Source organism: Pseudomonas sp. P4_B3 (genome assembly GCF_056402295.1).
This window is the reverse complement of the sequence record NZ_JBFUHR010000011.1, coordinates 203,673-221,757: the sequence shown is the minus strand read 5'-3', so window position 1 is coordinate 221,757 and position 18,085 is coordinate 203,673. Positions and strand designations below refer to the sequence as shown.

Annotated in this window: 18 protein-coding genes; all 18 read left to right on the top strand. The window is 61.3% G+C overall.

Annotated features, from left to right (window positions below; translation table 11 throughout):
• Nucleotides 1–3 precede the first annotated feature (3 nt).
• The 18 genes from AC1DWG_RS15365 (at nucleotide 4) to ureC (ending at nucleotide 18,078) form a co-directional block, all read left to right on the top strand.
• Nucleotides 4–483, top strand: a complete 480-nt coding sequence (locus tag AC1DWG_RS15365) for a copper chaperone PCu(A)C (protein ID WP_477763625.1) — start codon at nucleotides 4–6, stop codon at nucleotides 481–483.
• 21 nt (nucleotides 484–504) lie between these two features.
• Nucleotides 505–960: a DUF2946 domain-containing protein gene (locus tag AC1DWG_RS15360; RefSeq protein WP_477763626.1), complete on the top strand. Its 456-nt coding sequence runs from the start codon at nucleotides 505–507 to the stop codon at nucleotides 958–960.
• Nucleotides 961–1,044: 84 nt separating this feature from the next.
• Complete coding sequence (locus AC1DWG_RS15355) at nucleotides 1,045–3,162, top strand: TonB-dependent copper receptor (RefSeq protein WP_477787960.1); 2,118 nt, start codon at nucleotides 1,045–1,047, stop codon at nucleotides 3,160–3,162.
• Nucleotides 3,163–3,292: 130 nt separating this feature from the next.
• Nucleotides 3,293–4,672 (top strand): PepSY-associated TM helix domain-containing protein, encoded by a 1,380-nt coding sequence (locus AC1DWG_RS15350; protein WP_477763628.1) that lies wholly within the window; start codon nucleotides 3,293–3,295, stop codon nucleotides 4,670–4,672.
• Between the two features lie 136 nt (nucleotides 4,673–4,808).
• Nucleotides 4,809–5,597: an ABC transporter ATP-binding protein gene (locus AC1DWG_RS15345; RefSeq protein ID WP_477763629.1), complete on the top strand. Its 789-nt coding sequence runs from the start codon at nucleotides 4,809–4,811 to the stop codon at nucleotides 5,595–5,597.
• Nucleotides 5,594–6,553 (top strand): ABC transporter substrate-binding protein, encoded by a 960-nt coding sequence (locus tag AC1DWG_RS15340; protein WP_477763630.1) that lies wholly within the window; start codon nucleotides 5,594–5,596, stop codon nucleotides 6,551–6,553. The genes AC1DWG_RS15345 and AC1DWG_RS15340 overlap by 4 nt, the downstream gene beginning before the upstream one ends.
• On the top strand, nucleotides 6,550–7,560 hold the full coding sequence (locus AC1DWG_RS15335; RefSeq protein ID WP_477787959.1) for a FecCD family ABC transporter permease: 1,011 nt from the start codon (nucleotides 6,550–6,552) through the stop codon (nucleotides 7,558–7,560). The genes AC1DWG_RS15340 and AC1DWG_RS15335 overlap by 4 nt, the downstream gene beginning before the upstream one ends.
• Nucleotides 7,561–7,808: 248 nt before the next feature.
• Nucleotides 7,809–9,074: an urea ABC transporter substrate-binding protein gene (urtA, locus tag AC1DWG_RS15330; protein ID WP_477753262.1), complete on the top strand. Its 1,266-nt coding sequence runs from the start codon at nucleotides 7,809–7,811 to the stop codon at nucleotides 9,072–9,074.
• Between the two features lie 164 nt (nucleotides 9,075–9,238).
• Complete coding sequence (urtB, locus tag AC1DWG_RS15325; protein WP_477763631.1) at nucleotides 9,239–10,741, top strand: urea ABC transporter permease subunit UrtB; 1,503 nt, start codon at nucleotides 9,239–9,241, stop codon at nucleotides 10,739–10,741.
• Nucleotides 10,741–11,820: an urea ABC transporter permease subunit UrtC gene (urtC, locus tag AC1DWG_RS15320; protein WP_477763632.1), complete on the top strand. Its 1,080-nt coding sequence runs from the start codon at nucleotides 10,741–10,743 to the stop codon at nucleotides 11,818–11,820. Before urtB ends, urtC begins: the two co-directional genes overlap by 1 nt.
• The gene (gene urtD, locus AC1DWG_RS15315; RefSeq protein ID WP_477763633.1) at nucleotides 11,817–12,686 is read left to right on the top strand and encodes an urea ABC transporter ATP-binding protein UrtD; all 870 of its coding nucleotides are present in this window, start codon (nucleotides 11,817–11,819) and stop codon (nucleotides 12,684–12,686) included. The genes urtC and urtD overlap by 4 nt, the downstream gene beginning before the upstream one ends.
• 120 nt (nucleotides 12,687–12,806) lie before the next feature.
• Nucleotides 12,807–13,505: an urea ABC transporter ATP-binding subunit UrtE gene (gene urtE / locus AC1DWG_RS15310; protein ID WP_477753266.1), complete on the top strand. Its 699-nt coding sequence runs from the start codon at nucleotides 12,807–12,809 to the stop codon at nucleotides 13,503–13,505.
• Between the two features lie 30 nt (nucleotides 13,506–13,535).
• Nucleotides 13,536–14,375: an urease accessory protein UreD gene (locus tag AC1DWG_RS15305; RefSeq protein WP_477787958.1), complete on the top strand. Its 840-nt coding sequence runs from the start codon at nucleotides 13,536–13,538 to the stop codon at nucleotides 14,373–14,375.
• 139 nt (nucleotides 14,376–14,514) lie between these two features.
• Nucleotides 14,515–14,817, top strand: a complete 303-nt coding sequence (gene ureA / locus AC1DWG_RS15300) for an urease subunit gamma (RefSeq protein WP_477753268.1) — start codon at nucleotides 14,515–14,517, stop codon at nucleotides 14,815–14,817.
• Between the two features lie 9 nt (nucleotides 14,818–14,826).
• Nucleotides 14,827–15,360 (top strand): N-acetyltransferase family protein, encoded by a 534-nt coding sequence (locus tag AC1DWG_RS15295; protein WP_477753269.1) that lies wholly within the window; start codon nucleotides 14,827–14,829, stop codon nucleotides 15,358–15,360.
• Nucleotides 15,361–15,366: 6 nt separating this feature from the next.
• Nucleotides 15,367–15,900 carry a GNAT family N-acetyltransferase gene (locus AC1DWG_RS15290; RefSeq protein WP_477759993.1) on the top strand — a complete coding sequence of 178 codons (534 nt, stop codon included), beginning with the start codon at nucleotides 15,367–15,369 and terminating at the stop codon, nucleotides 15,898–15,900.
• Entirely contained in the window at nucleotides 15,900–16,208 is a 309-nt protein-coding gene (locus AC1DWG_RS15285) for an urease subunit beta (RefSeq protein ID WP_477753484.1), read from the top strand. Before AC1DWG_RS15290 ends, AC1DWG_RS15285 begins: the two co-directional genes overlap by 1 nt.
• 169 nt (nucleotides 16,209–16,377) lie before the next feature.
• Nucleotides 16,378–18,078, top strand: a complete 1,701-nt coding sequence (gene ureC, locus AC1DWG_RS15280) for an urease subunit alpha (RefSeq protein WP_477763634.1) — start codon at nucleotides 16,378–16,380, stop codon at nucleotides 18,076–18,078.
• The last annotated feature ends 7 nt before the right edge of the window (nucleotides 18,079–18,085 follow it).

Genomic DNA, 18,085 nt, shown 5'->3' with positions numbered 1-18,085 from the left:
GCCATGTTGAACAAACTTATCGTTCTGGGCGCGTTGCTGCTGCCTGCCTGCTTTGCCAATGCCCATGATTACAAGGTCGGCGCACTGGAAATCGCGCATCCGTGGTCCCAGGAGTTGCCACCCAATGCGCCCACCGTTGCGGCGTATTTCGTGATCAACAATGAAGGCAAGACCGCCGACCGCCTGCTCAGCGTCGACACCCCCATTGCGGGCGAAGCGCAATTGCATGAGCACGTGATGCAAGGCGACATGATGAAAATGCAGCACGTACCGAGCGTGGAAGTGCCCGCCGGTGGCGAGGTCACTTTCGCACCGATGGCCTATCACGTGATGTTGCTGGGCCTCAAGGACCGCAGCCTGCTCACTGACGGCAAGCGTTTCCCCATGACGCTGCACTTCGAGAAGTCCGGTGACGTGACGGTCGAAGTCGCGGTGCAGAAGCAGGCGCCGGACACCATGCAAGCGCACGTGCACAAGCCGTAATCGCCTGAACTGAAAACGCCCATGCGCCCGCTTAGCGCCAGGTCATCCAGGTCACGCGATCAGGCATTGAGCCTGACACGCGGCAGCTGGATCAGCCTGTTCGCCATGCTGATGATCTTTATCGGTCCGCTGATTTCTCAGTCGATGCCGATGGATTCGCGCGCCATGTCGATGACCATGCCTGTGGGTATGAGCATGGACATGAGCATGGACATGTCGGCGATGGAACCTGCCGACCATGGCACGCTAGCCACCGCCGAGCATTGTCCGCCCGCCCCGGGGCACCCTGTGTTATGGGAAAAGTGCGGCTATTGCAGCCTGCTGTTCAATTGCCCGGCGCTGACCGGTGGCGTGTCTTTCGCCAACTTCGTCATCTCACCCGTCAACACGTTCACCACGCCTTCCCCACGCTTGGGCCATGCCCGGCAAACCTTCTTTCCCGGCGCCCGCACCCGCGCCCCGCCTGTCGTCGCGTAAACACTCACTTCTGATTTCACACGGTTGAGAAGACAGCCTCAGGCTGCCGGCCGTGTCGTTTACGACTGTTCGATGGAAATTGTCATGTCCAGGTTTTCTGCTGTCCCGTGCTTGAGCCCTGCCCAAGCCTCTTATGCCCTGAACGAATCCGGCGTTCGTTTCAGGCACGCCACCGCGATCCTGTGCGGTGCATTGCTGGCGCCCTCTGCGCTCGCCGATGAGCATGCCGGTCACAGTGAAGAACTGAGCCCGACAGTGATTACCGCCGTTGCCCCCAGTTCACCATTGACCATCGTCACCAACCCCAAGGAACCGCGCCAACCGGTGCCGGCCAGCGACGGTGCCGATTACCTGAAAACCATCCCGGGCTTCGCCATGGTGCGCAATGGCGGCACCAATGGTGACCCGGTGCTGCGCGGCATGTTCGGCTCGCGGCTGAACATCCTCACCAATGGCAGCATGATGCTCGGCGCCTGCCCGGGGAGGATGGACGCTCCCACTTCCTACATCTCGCCGGAAACCTACGACAAGCTCACTGTGATCAAAGGCCCGCAAACCGTGCTGTGGGGGCCGGGTTCTTCGGCCGGCACTATCCTGTTCGACCGCGAACCGGAGCACTTCGGCGAACTCGGTACACGGGTCAATGCCAGCGTGCTGGCCGGTTCCTACGGCCGCTTCGACAAACTGCTGGACGCTGCCGCCGGTGGCCAGTCGGGTTACGTGCGGGTCATCGGCAACACCGCGCACTCCGACGACTACCAGGACGGCAACAACGACACCGTGGCGTCGCGCTATGAAAAATGGAACGGCGACGTGGCCGTCGGCTGGACGCCGAATACCGACACCTTGCTGGAACTGACCGCCGGCCATGGCGATGGTGAAGCCCGGTACGCCGGGCGCAGCATGGACGGTTCGCAGTTCCTGCGCGAAAGCCTCGGCCTGCGCTTCGAGCAGTCCAACATCGGCGAGGTACTGGACAAGGTCGAGGCGCAGGTCTACTACAACTACGCCGATCACGTGATGGACAACTACACCCTGCGCACGCCGTCCGGTACCGGGGTGATGGCCGGGCCCATGGCCTCCAACGTCGACCGCCGCACCCTCGGCGCCCGGGTCAAGGCCACCTGGCGCTGGGCTGATGTGCAACTGATCAGCGGCATCGACGCGCAGACCAACGAACATCGCCAGCGCAGCGCCATGGGTGTCGACACCTACAAGGACCTTCCGTACACCAAGGATGCCGACTTCCATAACTACGGTGTGTTCGGCGAACTGACCTGGTACGCCGCCGACCGTGACCGCCTGATCAGCGGCGCACACCTGGACCGCGCCTCGGCCAAGGATTATCGGCAGACCACCGGCTCGGGCATGATGACCCGCCCGAATCCAACCGCCGACGACACCCGCACCGATACCCTGCCGAGCGGCTTCATCCGCTACGAGCATGACCTGGCCGACAGCCCGACCACCTTGTATGCAGGCATAGGTCACACCCAGCGATTCCCGGATTACTGGGAGCTGTTTTCACCCAAATCCGGCCCCGTCGGTTCGGTGAATGCCTTCGATTCAATCAAACCGGAAAAAACCACCCAGCTCGATTTCGGCCTGCAATACAAGACCGAAAAAATCGAAGCCTGGGCCTCGGCTTACGTCGGACAGGTTCGCGATTACATCCTGTTCAACTACACCCCGACAATGATGGGTACGACCTCGCAAGCCGAAAACATCGACGCGCGAATCATGGGCGGCGAACTGGGCGCCGCTTACAACTTCACCGACAACTGGAACGCCGACGCGGCCCTGGCCTACGCCTGGGGCAAGAACAGCAGCGATGGTAATCCGTTGCCGCAGATGCCGCCGCTGGATGCCCGTTTCGGCCTGACCTACAGCGAAGACAACTGGAGCGCCGGCGCACTGTGGAGAGTGGTCGCCGCGCAAAACCGCATCGACCAGAACAAGGGCAACGTGGTCGGCAAGGATTTCGGCAAGACGCCGGGCTTCGGCGTGTTCTCCCTCAACGGTGCCTATCGGATCAACAGCAACTGGAAGGTCAGCAGCGGCGTCGACAACCTGTTCGGCAAGGCTTACGCCGAGCACTTGAACCTGGCCGGCAACGCCGGTTTCGGCTACCCCGCCAATGACCCGCAAGCCATCAAGGAACCGGGGCGCACGCTCTGGACCAAGGTGGACATGAGTTTCTAACAAAAAAAGTCAAAAGATCGCAGGCTTCGCCAGCTCCTACATTGGAGCGCGTACGCCCTGTAGGAGCTGTCGAGTGAAACGAGGCTGCGATCTTTTACAAACAATTGATTCGCCAAGCGGAGCACAACCGATGAAACAGCCCAAAGTGAACTTCTACAACCTGGCGTGGCGCTGGCATTTCTATGCCGGATTGTTCGTTGCGCCATTCATGGTGATGCTGGCCCTGACCGGCATCATCTACCTGTTCAAACCGCAGCTCGATTCGCTGATGTACAGCAGCCTGTTCAACGTCCCGTCCGGTCATCACATCGTCCCGGCCGACGACCTGCTGACGCGGGTGAAAACGGCTTACCCACAAGGCCAGGTCACCCAATACCTGCCGCCGGTCAACGCCGAGCGTAGCGCGCAGTTTGTCGTGCTCAACGATGGCAAGGAGCTGAACGTTTTCGTCGACCCCTACCACGGCGACATCCTCGGTGAGCAAGACGCCAAGAAGAATCTGCAAGCCATTGCCCGAGCGATTCACGGTGAGCTGATGATCGGCACTGTTGGCGATCGGCTGATCGAACTGGCCGCCGGTTGGGGCGTAGTGCTGGTGGTGTCCGGGATTTTCCTGTGGTGGCCGCGTGGTCAGGCGGCAGGCATCTTGTGGCCGCGCCTGAACAGTCGCGGTCGCATATTGTGGCGTGACCTGCACGCCGTCACCGGGTTCTGGGGCGCGTCCCTGCTGCTGGTGATGCTGCTCAGCGGCATGACCTGGACCGGCTTCTGGGGCAAGCAATACGCCGAAGTGTGGAACGTGTTCCCGGCGGCCATGTGGGATGACGTACCGAAGTCCGATGTCGAGGCGCGCAGCCTCAACACCGCGACCCGCCAGACCGTGCCGTGGGCCATGGAAAACACGCCGATGCCGATGTCCGGCGACCATGCCGAACACATGGCTCACGATGGAGCGTCGGCCGGCCCGGCCTCGCCGTTGATCCGCCTGCAGGACGTACAAAACATCGCCAGCGAACGCAAGGTCGAACCGGGTTACAGCATCACCCTGCCGACCACCGCGACCGGCGTATTCACCATCGCCGTGTTCGCCGACGACCCGCGCAATGACGCCACGCTGCACATCGATCAATACACCGGCAAGGTCCTGGCCGATGTACGTTTCGAGCACTACGGCACCGTCGCCCGTGCCACGGAAATCGGCGTGATGCTGCACGAGGGCAAGATGTTCGGTGTGTTCAATCAAATCGTGGTGTTGCTGATCTGCCTGTTGATTTTGCTCAGCGCGGTCAGCGGCGTGGTGATCTGGTGGAAGCGCCGTCCGCAAGGAAAACTCGGCGTGCCGCCACTGCGCCATGACCTGCCGAAATGGAAAACCGCGATGTTGATCATGTTCACCCTGGCGGTGGCCTTTCCGTTGGTGGGCGCGTCGCTGGTGGCGGTGTGGGTGCTGGATCGTGTACTGCTGTCGCGTTTCACCCGGCAGACTGAAAGCGCCTCATCTTCATCTTGAAACAGGCGAGATGCGCGGGGCTCAATGGGCTGTAAACTCCCCCGCGCGTCACCCTCTCGCATTCTGGGTGTCCTTTCGGGCCCCTTCGCGGGCAAGCCCGCGAAGGGGCCATCAGCATCACCTCAAGAGTCACTGCATGTCCTCGCTGAACCTCACAAACCTCACCTGGTCCCCACTGGGCCACGGCCATTGCCACCATCAGTTCCAGCTCCGTGATGCCTCGTTACACGTGGCTGCCGGTGAGTTCGTCGGGCTGATCGGCCCCAACGGCAGTGGCAAGACCAGCCTGTTGCGTTGTGCCTGGCGCTTCAGCAAACCGCAAAGCGGTGAGGTCAGACTCGATCACCACAACGTCTGGAAGCAATCCTCGCGCTGGTGCGCGCAACGCATCGCCGTGGTCTTGCAAGAGTTCCCCGACGCCTTCGGCCTGACCGTCGAGGAAGTGGTCGCCATGGGCCGCACGCCGCACAAAGGCTTGTTCGATGGCGACACCCTTGAAGACCGCGATCTTATCAATCAGACCCTGGAATCTGTCGGTCTCAAGGGCTTCGAAAACCACGGCTTCGCCACCCTCTCCGGTGGTGAAAAACAGCGGGTCATCCTCGCCCGCGCACTGGCTCAGCAACCACAGTTGCTGATACTCGACGAGCCAACCAACCACCTCGATCCGCGTTATCAGCTTGAGCTTTTGAAGCTGGTCAAGCGCTTGAACATCGGCACCCTGGCGAGCATCCACGACCTCAATCTGGCGGCGGCTTTTTGTGATCGGCTGTACGTGATCAACCATGGTCGTATCGTCGCCAGCGGCACACCGAAAGAAGTCCTGACGGCTGCGCTGCTGCGCAATGTGTTCGGCGTCGAAGCGCTGATCGATGAGCATCCATTGCACGGCTACCCACGAATCACCTGGATAACCCAACCATGACTTTGCGTTCCCTGCTGCGCTGCGGCCTCTCTCTCGTGATGCTGCTGGGCTGCACCCAGGCATTGGCCGAAGCCACCCGTTACCCGCTGACAATCAAAAGCTGCAACCGCGAGGTGACCTTCAAGCAGGCACCGCAACACGCCCTCAGCCACGACATCAACATGACCCAGATGATGCTCGCCCTCGGTCTCAAACCACAAATGGCCGGTTACAGCGGCATCAGTGGCTGGAAGGCCGTGACGCCCGAGATGCACAGCATTCTCGAAGGCCTGCCGGAACTGGCGGCCAAGTACCCGTCGGTGGAAACCCTGCTCAATGCCAACGTCGATTTCTTCTTCGCCGGCTGGGACTACGGTATGCGTATCGGCGGCGATCTCACGCCACAAACCCTGCAACCGCTGGGCATCAATGTGTATGAGCTGAGCGAGTCCTGCGCCTTCGTGATGAAGCGTCCACCGGCCAGCCTCGAAGACACCTATAACGACCTGCGAAACCTCGGCAGAATCTTCGACATACAGGACCGCGCCAATGCCCTGATCGCCAACATGCAGGCGCAAGTGGCGGACATTGGCAAAGGCCTGCCCGCGGAAAAACCGCGGGTCTTCCTGTACGACAGCGGCGAAGACCGGGCCATGACCTCGGGGCGCCTGGGCATGCCGCAAGCACTGATCGACGCCGCTGGCGGACGCAATATTCTGGAGGATGTCGACGCGAGCTGGACCCGGGTCAATTGGGAAACCGTGGTCGAGCGCAATCCGCAGGTGATCGTGATCGTCGACTACAGCGAAGTCACCGCAGAGCAGAAGATTCAATTTCTGCTGGACAACAAAGCCCTGCAATCGGTGGATGCGATCAAGCACCGGCGCTTCATCGTCATTCCTTACGTGCAGGCCACGCCGGGGATCGATAACGTGCTGGCGGTCGCAACCCTGGCCAAGGGTTTCCACGGAGAATGATCAACCGTCGCTACACCCTGTTGTTGATCGCCCTCGGTGCGCTGTTGCTGGTGTCGTGCGTGGTGTCCCTGGGTTTCGGCCCGGCACGGGTGCCGGTGGACGTGGTGTGGCGCATCCTGTTGTACAAACTGTTCGGATTAGCTGTGCCGGACTGGAACCCCGGACAAGAGTATATCGTCTGGCTGATCCGCGTCCCGCGCATGCTGCTCGGCGCGCTGGTGGGCGCCGGCCTGGCATTGATCGGCGCGGTGCTGCAAGCGGTCACGCGCAACCCCTTGGCTGACCCGCATTTACTCGGCGTCACGTCCGGCGCGACGTTGGGCGCAGTGATTGTGGTGCTGCATGTCGGTGAGATCGCTGGCCGGCTGAGCCTGCCAATCGCGGCATTTATCGGTGCATTGCTGAGCATGCTGGTGGTGCTGACGATCGCCAGTCGCCACGGTCGCCTCGACAGTGATCGTTTGTTGTTATGCGGTGTGGCGGTGTCATTCGTGATGATGGCGATTGCCAATTTGCTGCTGTTCCTGGGCGACCATCGTGCCAGTTCGGCAGTGATGTTCTGGATGCTCGGCGGGCTCGGGCTGGCACGCTGGGAGCTGCTGGCGGTGCCGACAGCCAGTGTGTTGCTCGGGCTGATTTTGCTGTTGGGCATGGCGCGACCGCTGAATGCGCTGATGGCCGGTGAACAGACGGCGGTGACCCTGGGCTTGAATGCGCGCACCGTGCGCCTGCGGGTGTTTTTGATTGCGTCACTGATGACCGGGGTGCTGGTGTCGATCAGCGGCTCGATCGGTTTTGTCGGGCTGATGGTGCCGCACATTGCGCGGCGTCTGGTCGGGGCCGAACACCGACGTGTGCTGCCGGTGTGCGTGGTGCTCGGCAGTGTATTCCTCGTTTGGGTCGACGTCGCCGCCCGGACACTGATCGCTCCGGAAGACCTTCCTATCGGCGTCGCCACCGCTGCGATTGGCGGGTTGTTCTTCATCGGCCTGATGCGCCGCCGCTGATTCACACAGATCAAGCCCGCCCCCACATTTGATTTGTGTTGCTCATAAAATCCGCGCCCCAATGTGACGCACCTCAGCGCACCAGACCACTGACCATGTCCTCTCATGGTGCGCTTGAGAACCGTGCAACCGCTCTGGAACGACGTTTCCCTGCCTTTTTCCGACCGGGCACAGCCCTTGCAAAACACACCTTCAGTAGTCCGCATCTGCCAACCATAAAAAACTTTAACGTTCATGGAGATCGCACAATGAAGCGTCGCAGCTTGATCAAGGCTTTCACACTCTCGGCATCCATTGCCGCGATGGGCATGACCTGGACCGTCCAGGCCGCCGAGACCATCAAGGTCGGTATTCTGCATTCGTTGTCCGGAACCATGGCGATCTCCGAAACGTCGTTGAAAGACATGGCGCTGATGACCATCGACGAGATCAATGCCAAGGGCGGCGTGAACGGCAAGATGCTCGAGCCGGTGGTGGTCGACCCGGCCTCGAACTGGCCGCTGTTCGCCGAGAAGGGTCGTCAGTTGCTGACCCAGGACAAGGTCGCCGTGGTGTTTGGTTGCTGGACTTCCGTGTCGCGCAAATCGGTACTGCCGGTGTTCGAAGAACTCAACGGCTTGCTGTTCTACCCGGTGCAATATGAAGGCGAAGAAATGTCGCCAAACGTCTTCTACACCGGCGCTGCGCCGAACCAGCAGGCGATCCCTGCCGTTGAATACCTGATGAGCGAAGAAGGCGGCAGTGCCAAACGCTACTTCCTGCTCGGCACCGATTACGTCTACCCGCGCACCACCAACAAGATCCTGCGTTCGTTCCTGCACTCCAAAGGCGTGGCCGACAAGGACATCGAAGAGGTTTACACCCCGTTCGGTCATAGCGACTACCAGACCATCGTCGCCAATATCAAGAAGTTCTCGGCGGGCGGCAAGACCGCGGTTATCTCCACCGTCAACGGCGACTCCAACGTGCCGTTCTATAAAGAACTGGCCAACCAGGGCCTGAAAGCCACCGACGTTCCGGTCGTGGCGTTCTCGGTCGGCGAAGAAGAACTGCGCGGCATCGACACCAAGCCACTGGTGGGCAACCTGGCGGCGTGGAACTACTTCGAATCGGTCGAGAACCCGGTGAACAAGAAGTTCGTCGATGACTGGAAAGTCTACGCGAAGAAACACAACCTGCCGGGCGCCGACAAGGCGGTGACCAACGACCCGATGGAGGCCACTTATGTCGGCATCCACATGTGGGCGCAAGCGGCGGAAAAAGCCAAATCCACCGACGTCGACAAAGTCCGCGAAGCCCTGGCCGGCCAGACCTTTGCCGCGCCGTCCGGCTACACCCTGACCATGGACAAGACCAACCACCACCTGCACAAGCCGGTGATGATCGGCGAAATCCAGTCTGACGGTCAGTTCAACGTGGTGTGGCAGACAGAAGGGCCAATCCGCGCCCAGCCGTGGAGCCCGTTCATCCCGGGTAACGACAAGAAGCCGGAGTATGCGGTGAAGAGCAACTGAGTCATTGGGTGTCGTGCCTGAGCACGTTGCTCATGCCCGACACAAATCCCTGTAGGAGCGAGCCTGCTCGCGAAGAGGCTCTGACAGTCGACATTGAAGGTGAATGTCAGACCGCTTTCGCGAGCAGGCTCGCTCCTACAATGTCCGCGTCAAGGCGACTCTTTATGCCCACTGCCATTTACCGCTTCATCCTCGCCATCGCACTGCTGTTGCCGATGGCCTCCCACGCCGGTGACGCCGAAGACTTCGTCGCCGCCAATCCCGTGCAGCAGGCCAAGTTGCTGGAAACCTGGGCCGCGCAGCCCGACCCGGCCCGTAGCAAGTTGATCAATGCCCTGCAACAAGGCGAATTGACCATCGACGGCCAACCGAAAACCCTGCGCCTGAACAACCGCCTACGGGGGCTGATCGACACCGCGCTGGCCAGCCATCAGTTGCTCACCGCCGACGCCAAAACTCGTCTGGTAGCTGCGCAGCATTTACAGAAAAGCGCCAAACCGGCGCAGTTGAAATTCCTCGACCAGCAGCTCGCTGGCGAACGGGATGAAGGTGTTCACGCGGCATTGAGCCTCGCCTTGGCCAACTTGCAATTGGTGGACGCAGATCCGGCCGTACGCCTCGCCGCTGTACGTCTGCTCGGCGAAACCGGCGACCCGTTGGCCCGCACCCGCCTCGAAGGTTTGCTCGATCCCGGCGTTGAAGCCGATGCCAATGTGCATACCGCCGCTGAAACCAGCCTCGCTCAAGTCAAACGCAAACTGCTGGTCGGCGAGATGCTCGGCCAGGCATTCAGCGGTATGTCGCTGGGCTCGATTCTGCTGCTCGCCGCCCTCGGTCTGGCGATCACTTTCGGCCTGCTCGGCGTGATCAACATGGCCCACGGCGAGATGCTGATGCTCGGCGCCTACTCGACCTATGTGGTGCAACTGATGTTCCAGCGCTTCGCTCCGCAGGCCATCGAGTTCTATCCGCTGATCGCGCTGCCCGTGGCGTTTTTCGTCACCGCTGCCATCGGCATGGCGCTTGAGCGCACGGTGATTCGCCATCTCTATGGCCGCCCACTGGAAACCCTGCTCGCCACCTGGGGCATCAGCCTCATGCTGATTCAGCTGGTTCGACTGGTGTTCGGCGCGCAGAACGTCGAAGTGGCCAACCCGGCGTGGCTGTCGGGCGGCATTCAAGTGCTGCCCAATCTGGTGCTGCCGTACAACCGCATCGTCATTATTGCCTTTGCGCTGTTTGTGGTGGTGCTGACCTGGCTGCTGCTGAACAAGACTCGCCTCGGCCTGAATGTTCGCGCCGTCACGCAGAACCGCAACATGGCCGCCTGCTGCGGCGTCCCGACCGGGCGCGTGGACATGCTCGCCTTCGGCCTCGGCTCGGGCATCGCCGGCCTCGGTGGCGTGGCCCTGAGCCAGATCGGCAACGTCGGCCCGGACCTCGGCCAGAGCTACATCATCGACTCGTTCCTGGTGGTGGTGCTCGGCGGTGTCGGTCAGTTGGCCGGTAGCGTGTTGGCGGCGTTCGGCCTGGGGATCGCCAACAAGATTCTCGAACCGCAGATCGGTGCCGTGCTCGGCAAGATCCTCATCCTTGCGCTGATCATTCTGTTCATCCAGAAACGTCCGCAAGGCCTCTTCGCGCTCAAAGGACGGGTGATCGACTGATGAACCAGCCCCTGATGCTCAAGGCCACACAAAAAGCCGGCCCGAAAGTCACGATTGCCGTAGGTGTGGTGATCCTCGTTCTGTTGCTGGCATTGCCGCTGCTGTCGCTGTTACCGGCGGACAGTACGCTGCATGTCTCCGCCTACACGCTAACGCTGGTGGGCAAGATTCTTTGCTACGCCATCGTCGCACTGGCGCTCGATCTGGTCTGGGGTTATGCCGGCCTGCTGTCCCTCGGCCACGGCCTGTTCTTCGCCCTCGGTGGTTATGCCATGGGCATGTACCTGATGCGTCAGGCCTCGGGCGATGGCCTGCCGGCGTTCATGACCTTCCTGTCGTGGACCGAAATGCCGTGGTTCTGGACCGGCACCAGCAGCTTCCTCTGGACCCTGTGCCTGGTGGTATTGGCGCCGGGGTTGCTGGCGTTGGTGTTCGGTTTCTTCGCCTTCCGTTCGCGGATCAAGGGCGTGTATTTCTCGATCATGACCCAGGCCCTGACCTTCGCCGGGATGCTGCTGTTTTTCCGCAACGAAACCGGCTTCGGTGGCAACAACGGCTTCACCAACTTCCGTACGATTCTCGGCTTTGGCATCACTGAACCGGGCACCCGCGCGGTGCTGTTTTTCGCCACTGTGCTGTTGCTGGTGGCGAGCCTGTACATCGGCTGGCGCCTGGCGCAGAGCAAGTTCGGCCGGGTCTTGACCGCGCTTCGCGATGCGGAGAACCGCCTGATGTTCTGCGGCTACGACCCGCGCGGTTTCAAGTTGTTCGTCTGGGTGCTGAGCGCGGTGTTATGCGGTCTGGCCGGCGCGCTGTACGTGCCGCAAGTCGGGATCATCAACCCGAGCGAGATGTCGCCGACCAACTCGATCGAAGCAGCGGTGTGGGTGGCCCTTGGCGGCCGCGGCACGTTGATCGGTCCGCTGCTCGGTGCCGGCGTGGTCAACGGCATGAAGAGCTGGTTCACCGTGGCGTTCCCCGAGTACTGGCTGTTCTTCCTCGGCGCGCTGTTCATCGTCGTGACCCTGTACCTGCCCAAGGGTGTGATCGGCCTGTTGAAGAAAAGAGGTGAGCAATGAGAGTCACTGCAACCGCTGAATTCATGCTCGAACCGGCTTTTTTTCCTGTGGAGCCCAACAAGGACGCCGGCAGCAGCCGCGATGCCATCGGCCTCGGCCAGCGTGTCGGCCCCGGCCTCAACACCCGCCACGGCACCATCCTGACCCTGGAAGACATCAGCGTCAGCTTCGACGGCTTCCGCGCGCTGAACAATCTGAACCTGTACATCGGCGTCGGCGAACTGCGCTGTATCATCGGCCCCAACGGCGCGGGCAAGACCACGCTGATGGACGTGATCACCGGCAAGACCCGTCCCAGTCACGGCAAGGCCTGGTACGGCGAAACCCTGGACCTGACGCAAATGAGCGAAGTGCAGATCGCCCAGGCGGGTATCGGCCGCAAGTTCCAGAAGCCGACGGTGTTCGAAGCCTTGAGCGTGTTTGAAAACCTTGAGCTGGCGCAGAAAGCCGACAAGTCGGTGTGGGCAAGCCTGCGGGCGCGTTTGAGCGGCGAGCAGAAAGACCGCATCGACGAAGTGCTGGAGACCATTCGCCTGACCTCTTCGGTCAATCGCCCGGCGGGCCTGTTGTCCCACGGCCAGAAGCAGTTCCTGGAGATCGGCATGTTGTTGATGCAGGACCCGCAATTGCTGCTGCTCGACGAGCCGGTGGCGGGCATGACCGATGCCGAAACCGAATTCACCGCCGAACTGTTCAAGACCCTGGCCGGCAAGCACTCGCTGATGGTGGTGGAGCACGATATGGGCTTCGTCGGTTCGATTGCCGACCACGTTACTGTGCTGCATCAGGGCAGTGTGCTGGCCGAAGGATCACTGGAGCAGGTGCAGGACAACGAGCGGGTGATCGAGGTGTATCTCGGTCGCTGATTTGTATCCCTTGTAGGAGCTGTCGAGTGAAACGAGGCTGCGATCTTTTGATCTGTCTTTTGAAGATCAAAAGATCGCAGCCTTCGGCAGCTCCTACGGGGATTTGAGGAGTATTTGAAAATGCTGCAAGTCGACAAACTGCACCAGTATTACGGCGGAAGCCACATCCTGCGCGGCCTGACATTTGACGTGAAGGTCGGCGAAGTCACCTGCCTGCTCGGGCGCAACGGCGTAGGCAAGACCACCCTGCTCAAATGCCTGATGGGTTTGCTGCCGCCCAAGGAGGGCGCAGTGAACTGGGAAGGTAAACCGATCACTACGTTCAAGCCGCACCAGCGTGTGCATGCCGGCATCGCTTACGTACCGCAGGGCCGGGAAATTTTCGGCCGCCTGACCGTGGAAGAAAACCTGCTGATGGGGCTGTCGCGCTTTCCCGGCAGCGAAGCCAGGGAAGTCCCTGCCTTCATCTACGAACTGTTCCCGGTGCTGCTGCAAATGAAGCAACGGCGCGGCGGCGACCTGTCCGGTGGCCAGCAACAGCAACTGGCCATTGGCCGGGCGCTGGCCAGCCGCCCTCGTCTGCTGATCCTCGACGAGCCCACCGAAGGCATCCAGCCGTCGGTAATCAAGGAGATCGGTGCCGTGATCAAAAAACTCGCAGCCCGGGGCGACATGGCGATTCTGCTGGTGGAGCAGTTCTACGATTTCGCCGCCGAACTGGCTGACCAGTACCTGGTGATGTCCCGAGGCGAGATCGTGCAACAGGGTCGCGGAGAAAATATGGAAGCCGAGGGTGTGCGCGGTCTGGTTACGATCTAATCTTTAGCGACCTAACGATAATTAGAAATCATGAATTTACCTGCCCAAACAACGCTGTTCACCCCGAGCTGGCACGCCGAGCTGGAGCTGGGTTACGCCCGCTTCGGCGATAGCACACGTCCGGTCCAGCGCCGCCACTTGGGCCCGCTGCGGGTACAGAAGCATCTGTATGCCGAAGGGCCTGAAGTCTGCCAACACATCATCGTCCACCCGCCAGGCGGGATTGCCGGCGGTGATCGGCTGGATATTTCAGCCCGCGTCGAGCGCGATGCCTGGGCGCAGATCACCAGCCCCGGCGCGGCCAAGTGGTATCGCGCCGCCGGCCCCGCCTATCAGCAGCTGAAGTTGAAGGTGGCAGCCGGTGCGACACTGGAATGGCTGCCCCAGGAGACGATCATTTTCAGCGCGGCCCAGGCTGAACTCAGCACCTGCATCGACCTTGAAGGCGATGCACGGCTGTTCTATTGGGACGTCGTGGCGCTGGGCCGGCCGGCCAGTGGCGAGCGCTTCGACCTTGGGCACTTCCAGGCACATCTGGATATCCGCCGCGACGGCCAGTTGCTCTGGCATGAACGCCAGCGCGTTGTCGGGGCGGACGGCTTGCTCGATTCGCCCATCGGGCTGGACGGGCAACCGGTGTTTGCGACGTTGTTGGTGACGGGTGAGATCGATAGCGAACTGCTGGAAACCTGCCGCTCGCTGCCCGACGACGTGCGCGGGGATTTGACCCAATTGCCGGGGTTGCTGGTTGCCCGATGCCTGGCCAGTGAGGCGCTGTTGGCGCGAGGCTGGCTGATTGAACTCTGGAAGTTGTTGCGCCCCGCCCTGCTGGGTCGCGAAGCCATACCGCCCAGAATATGGAACACCTGACACCGATTCCTGTAGGAGCTGGCTTGCCAGCGAAGCTTTTGGCGTCCGCAAATACGCCTTCGCTGGCAAGCCAGCTCCTACAGGGGGTCGGCCTAACAAATTCAAGACCTTTTTAACTGCCGATTATGGATCTCAAACGATGGACCTGACCCCACGCGAAAAAGACAAGCTGCTGATCTTCACCGCAGGCCTGGTGGCCGAGCGGCGTTTGGCTCGCGGCGTGAAACTCAATTACCCGGAAGCCATGGCCTACATCTGCGCCGCGCTGCTTGAAGGCGCACGCGACGGGCAGACGGTGGCCGAGCTGATGCACTTCGGAACCACCCTGCTGACCCGCGAACAAGTGATGGAAGGAATCCCGGAAATGATCCCGGAAGTCCAGGTCGAGGCCACCTTCCCCGACGGCACCAAACTGGTCACCGTCCACCAACCCATCGCCTGAGGCCGCGCCATGACTTACCACATCCGCGATGCCGTGCATGCCGATCTGCCGGCCATCCGCGACATCTACAACGACGCGGTGCTCAACACCACGGCGATCTGGAACGAGCACGCGGTCGACCTCGACAACCGCCAGGCCTGGTTCAACGCCCGGCAATCCCAGGCTTATCCGATTCTGGTGATCGTCGATGCCGACGACACGGTGCTCGGGTACGCCTCGTTCGGCGACTGGCGGCCCTTCGACGGTTTCCGCCACACCGTCGAGCACTCGGTCTATGTGCGCAGCGACCAGCGCGGCAACGGCCTCGGCCCGCAACTGATGCAAGCGCTGATCGAACGCGCCAAAGGCTGCGACAAGCACGTGATGGTCGCGGCTATCGAAAGCGCTAACGCTGCCTCCATTCGCTTGCATGAGCGCATCGGCTTTATCACCACCGGGCAAATGCCGCAGGTCGGCACCAAGTTCGGTCGCTGGCTGGACCTGACCTTCATGCAACTGACCCTGAATCCCGGCGCGCAGCCGCCAAGCATCAACCAGGAGTAATCCCCGATGAACGCCGCCCAACTGCGACGCGTCAACGTAGAAAGCTTTGCGCATTATCGTCAGGGCCTGATCGACCTGCTGCTCGATGCCGTCGGCTATGGCGCCAGTGTCGGCTTCATGGCTGAACTCGATGCCATCCAGGCGCGTGCGTATTTCGATGAGGTTCAGGAGAACCTGAACAAGGGCAATGTGTTGCTGTGGGTGGTGGTCAAGGACGAACAGGTCCAGGCCAGCGTGCAGTTGGGTTTGTGCCAGAAAGCCAACGGCCTGAACCGCGCCGAAGTGCAGAAGCTGCTGGTGCGCGAACATGCGCGGCGTCGCGGTCTGGGCCAGCAACTGATGAGTGCCCTGGAGGCGGCCGCCCTGCAGCACAAGCGCGGCATGCTTTATCTCGACACCGAAGCCGGCTCGCCCGCCGAAGACTTCTACCAATCGCTGGGCTATACCCGCGCCGGTGAAATTCCCGATTACGCCTGCGACCCGAGCGGCCGCTACAAGCCGACTGCCCTCTACTACAAGATTCTCCAAGGAGCCCATTGATGATTCCCGGTGAATACCAGATCCAGCCAGGCGAGATCGAGCTCAACGTCGGTCGGCGCACGATCAGTCTGAAAGTGGCCAACAGTGGTGATCGGCCGATCCAGGTCGGCTCGCATTACCACTTTTTCGAAACCAACGACGCGCTGTCGTTCGACCGCAACGCCAGTCGTGGTATGCGCCTGAACATCCCGGCTGGCACGGCGGTGCGTTTCGAACCGGGGCAGACCCGTGAGGTGGAGTTGGTGGATTTGGCGGGGCATCGTCGGGTGTTCGGCTTTGCCGGGCGAATCATGGGTGACCTCGACTGACAAATGCGGTGCTCCCAAAAGATCGCAGCCTCGCTTCGCTCGACAGCTCCTACAGGGACCGGGCGCGCGAATGCTGTGTGAACACCCGTAGGAGCTGCCGAGCGCAGCGAGGCTGCGATAGCGAGTAATGCGAGCGGTCTCCAAATCAATTGAATCCCAAGGCAAGCGCATGAAAATCTCAAGACAAGCCTACGCCGACATGTTCGGCCCCACCGTCGGTGACAAGGTCCGTCTGGCCGATACCGAGTTGTGGATCGAAGTGGAACAGGACTTCACCACCTACGGCGAAGAAGTGAAATTCGGTGGCGGTAAAGTCATCCGTGACGGCCAGGGTCAGAGCCAGTTACTGGCCGCCGAGGTCGTCGATACCCTGATCACCAACGCGCTGATCATCGATCACTGGGGCATTGTCAAGGCCGACGTCGGACTCAAGGACGGGCGCATCGCGGCGATCGGCAAGGCCGGCAACCCGGACATCCAGCCCAACGTCAACATCGCCATTGGCGCCAGCACTGAAGTGATCGCCGGTGAAGGCATGATCCTCACCGCCGGCGGCATCGATACCCACATCCACTTCATCTGCCCACAGCAGATCGAAGAGGCGTTGATGAGCGGCGTTACCACCATGATCGGCGGCGGCACCGGGCCGGCCACCGGCACCAATGCGACCACGTGCACCTCCGGGCCATGGCACCTGGCGCGCATGCTTCAGGCTGCCGACGCGTTCCCGATGAACATCGGCCTGACCGGCAAGGGTAACGCCAGCCTGCCGGAGCCGTTGATCGAACAGGTCAAGGCCGGCGCCATCGGCCTCAAGCTCCACGAAGACTGGGGCACCACGCCGGCGAGCATCGACAATTGCCTGAGCGTGGCCGATCAGTACGATGTGCAGGTGGCGATCCACACCGACACCCTCAACGAGTCGGGCTTCGTCGAAACCACCCTCGCCGCCTTCAAGGGCCGCACCATTCACACCTATCACACCGAAGGTGCCGGTGGCGGTCACGCGCCGGACATCATCAAGGCCTGCGGTTTTGCCAACGTACTACCGAGCTCCACCAACCCGACCCGGCCGTTCACCCGCAACACCATCGACGAACACCTCGACATGCTGATGGTCTGCCACCACCTCGACCCGAGCATTGCCGAAGACGTGGCCTTCGCCGAAAGCCGCATTCGTCGCGAGACGATTGCCGCCGAAGACATCCTCCACGACCTCGGCGCGTTCTCGATGATCAGCTCCGACAGCCAGGCCATGGGCCGCGTCGGCGAAGTCATCACGCGCACCTGGCAGACCGCCGACAAAATGAAAAAGCAGCGTGGCCCATTGCCCGCTGACGGCGAAGGCAACGACAACTTCCGCGCCAAGCGCTACATCGCCAAATACACCATCAACCCGGCGATCACCCACGGCATCAGCCATGAAGTGGGCTCGGTGGAAGTGGGTAAATGGGCCGATCTGGTGCTCTGGCGCCCGGCGTTTTTCGGCGTGAAACCGACGCTGATTCTCAAGGGTGGTGCCATTGCGGCCAGCCTGATGGGCGACGCCAATGCCTCTATCCCGACGCCACAACCGGTGCATTACCGCCCGATGTTCGCCAGCTTCGGCGGTTCGCTGCACGCCACCAGCATGACCTTTATCAGCCAGGCTGCACAGAAGGCCGGACTGCCTGAAGCCTTGGGTTTGAAGAAAAAAATCGCCGTGGTCAAAGGTTGCCGCGACGTGCAGAAAACCGACCTGATCCACAACGATTACCTGCCGGACATCGACGTCGATCCTCAAACTTATCAGGTCAAGGCTGACGGTGTGTTGCTGTGGTGTGAGCCGGCGGAAAGCTTGCCGATGGCCCAGCGCTACTTCCTGTTCTGAGCAATGC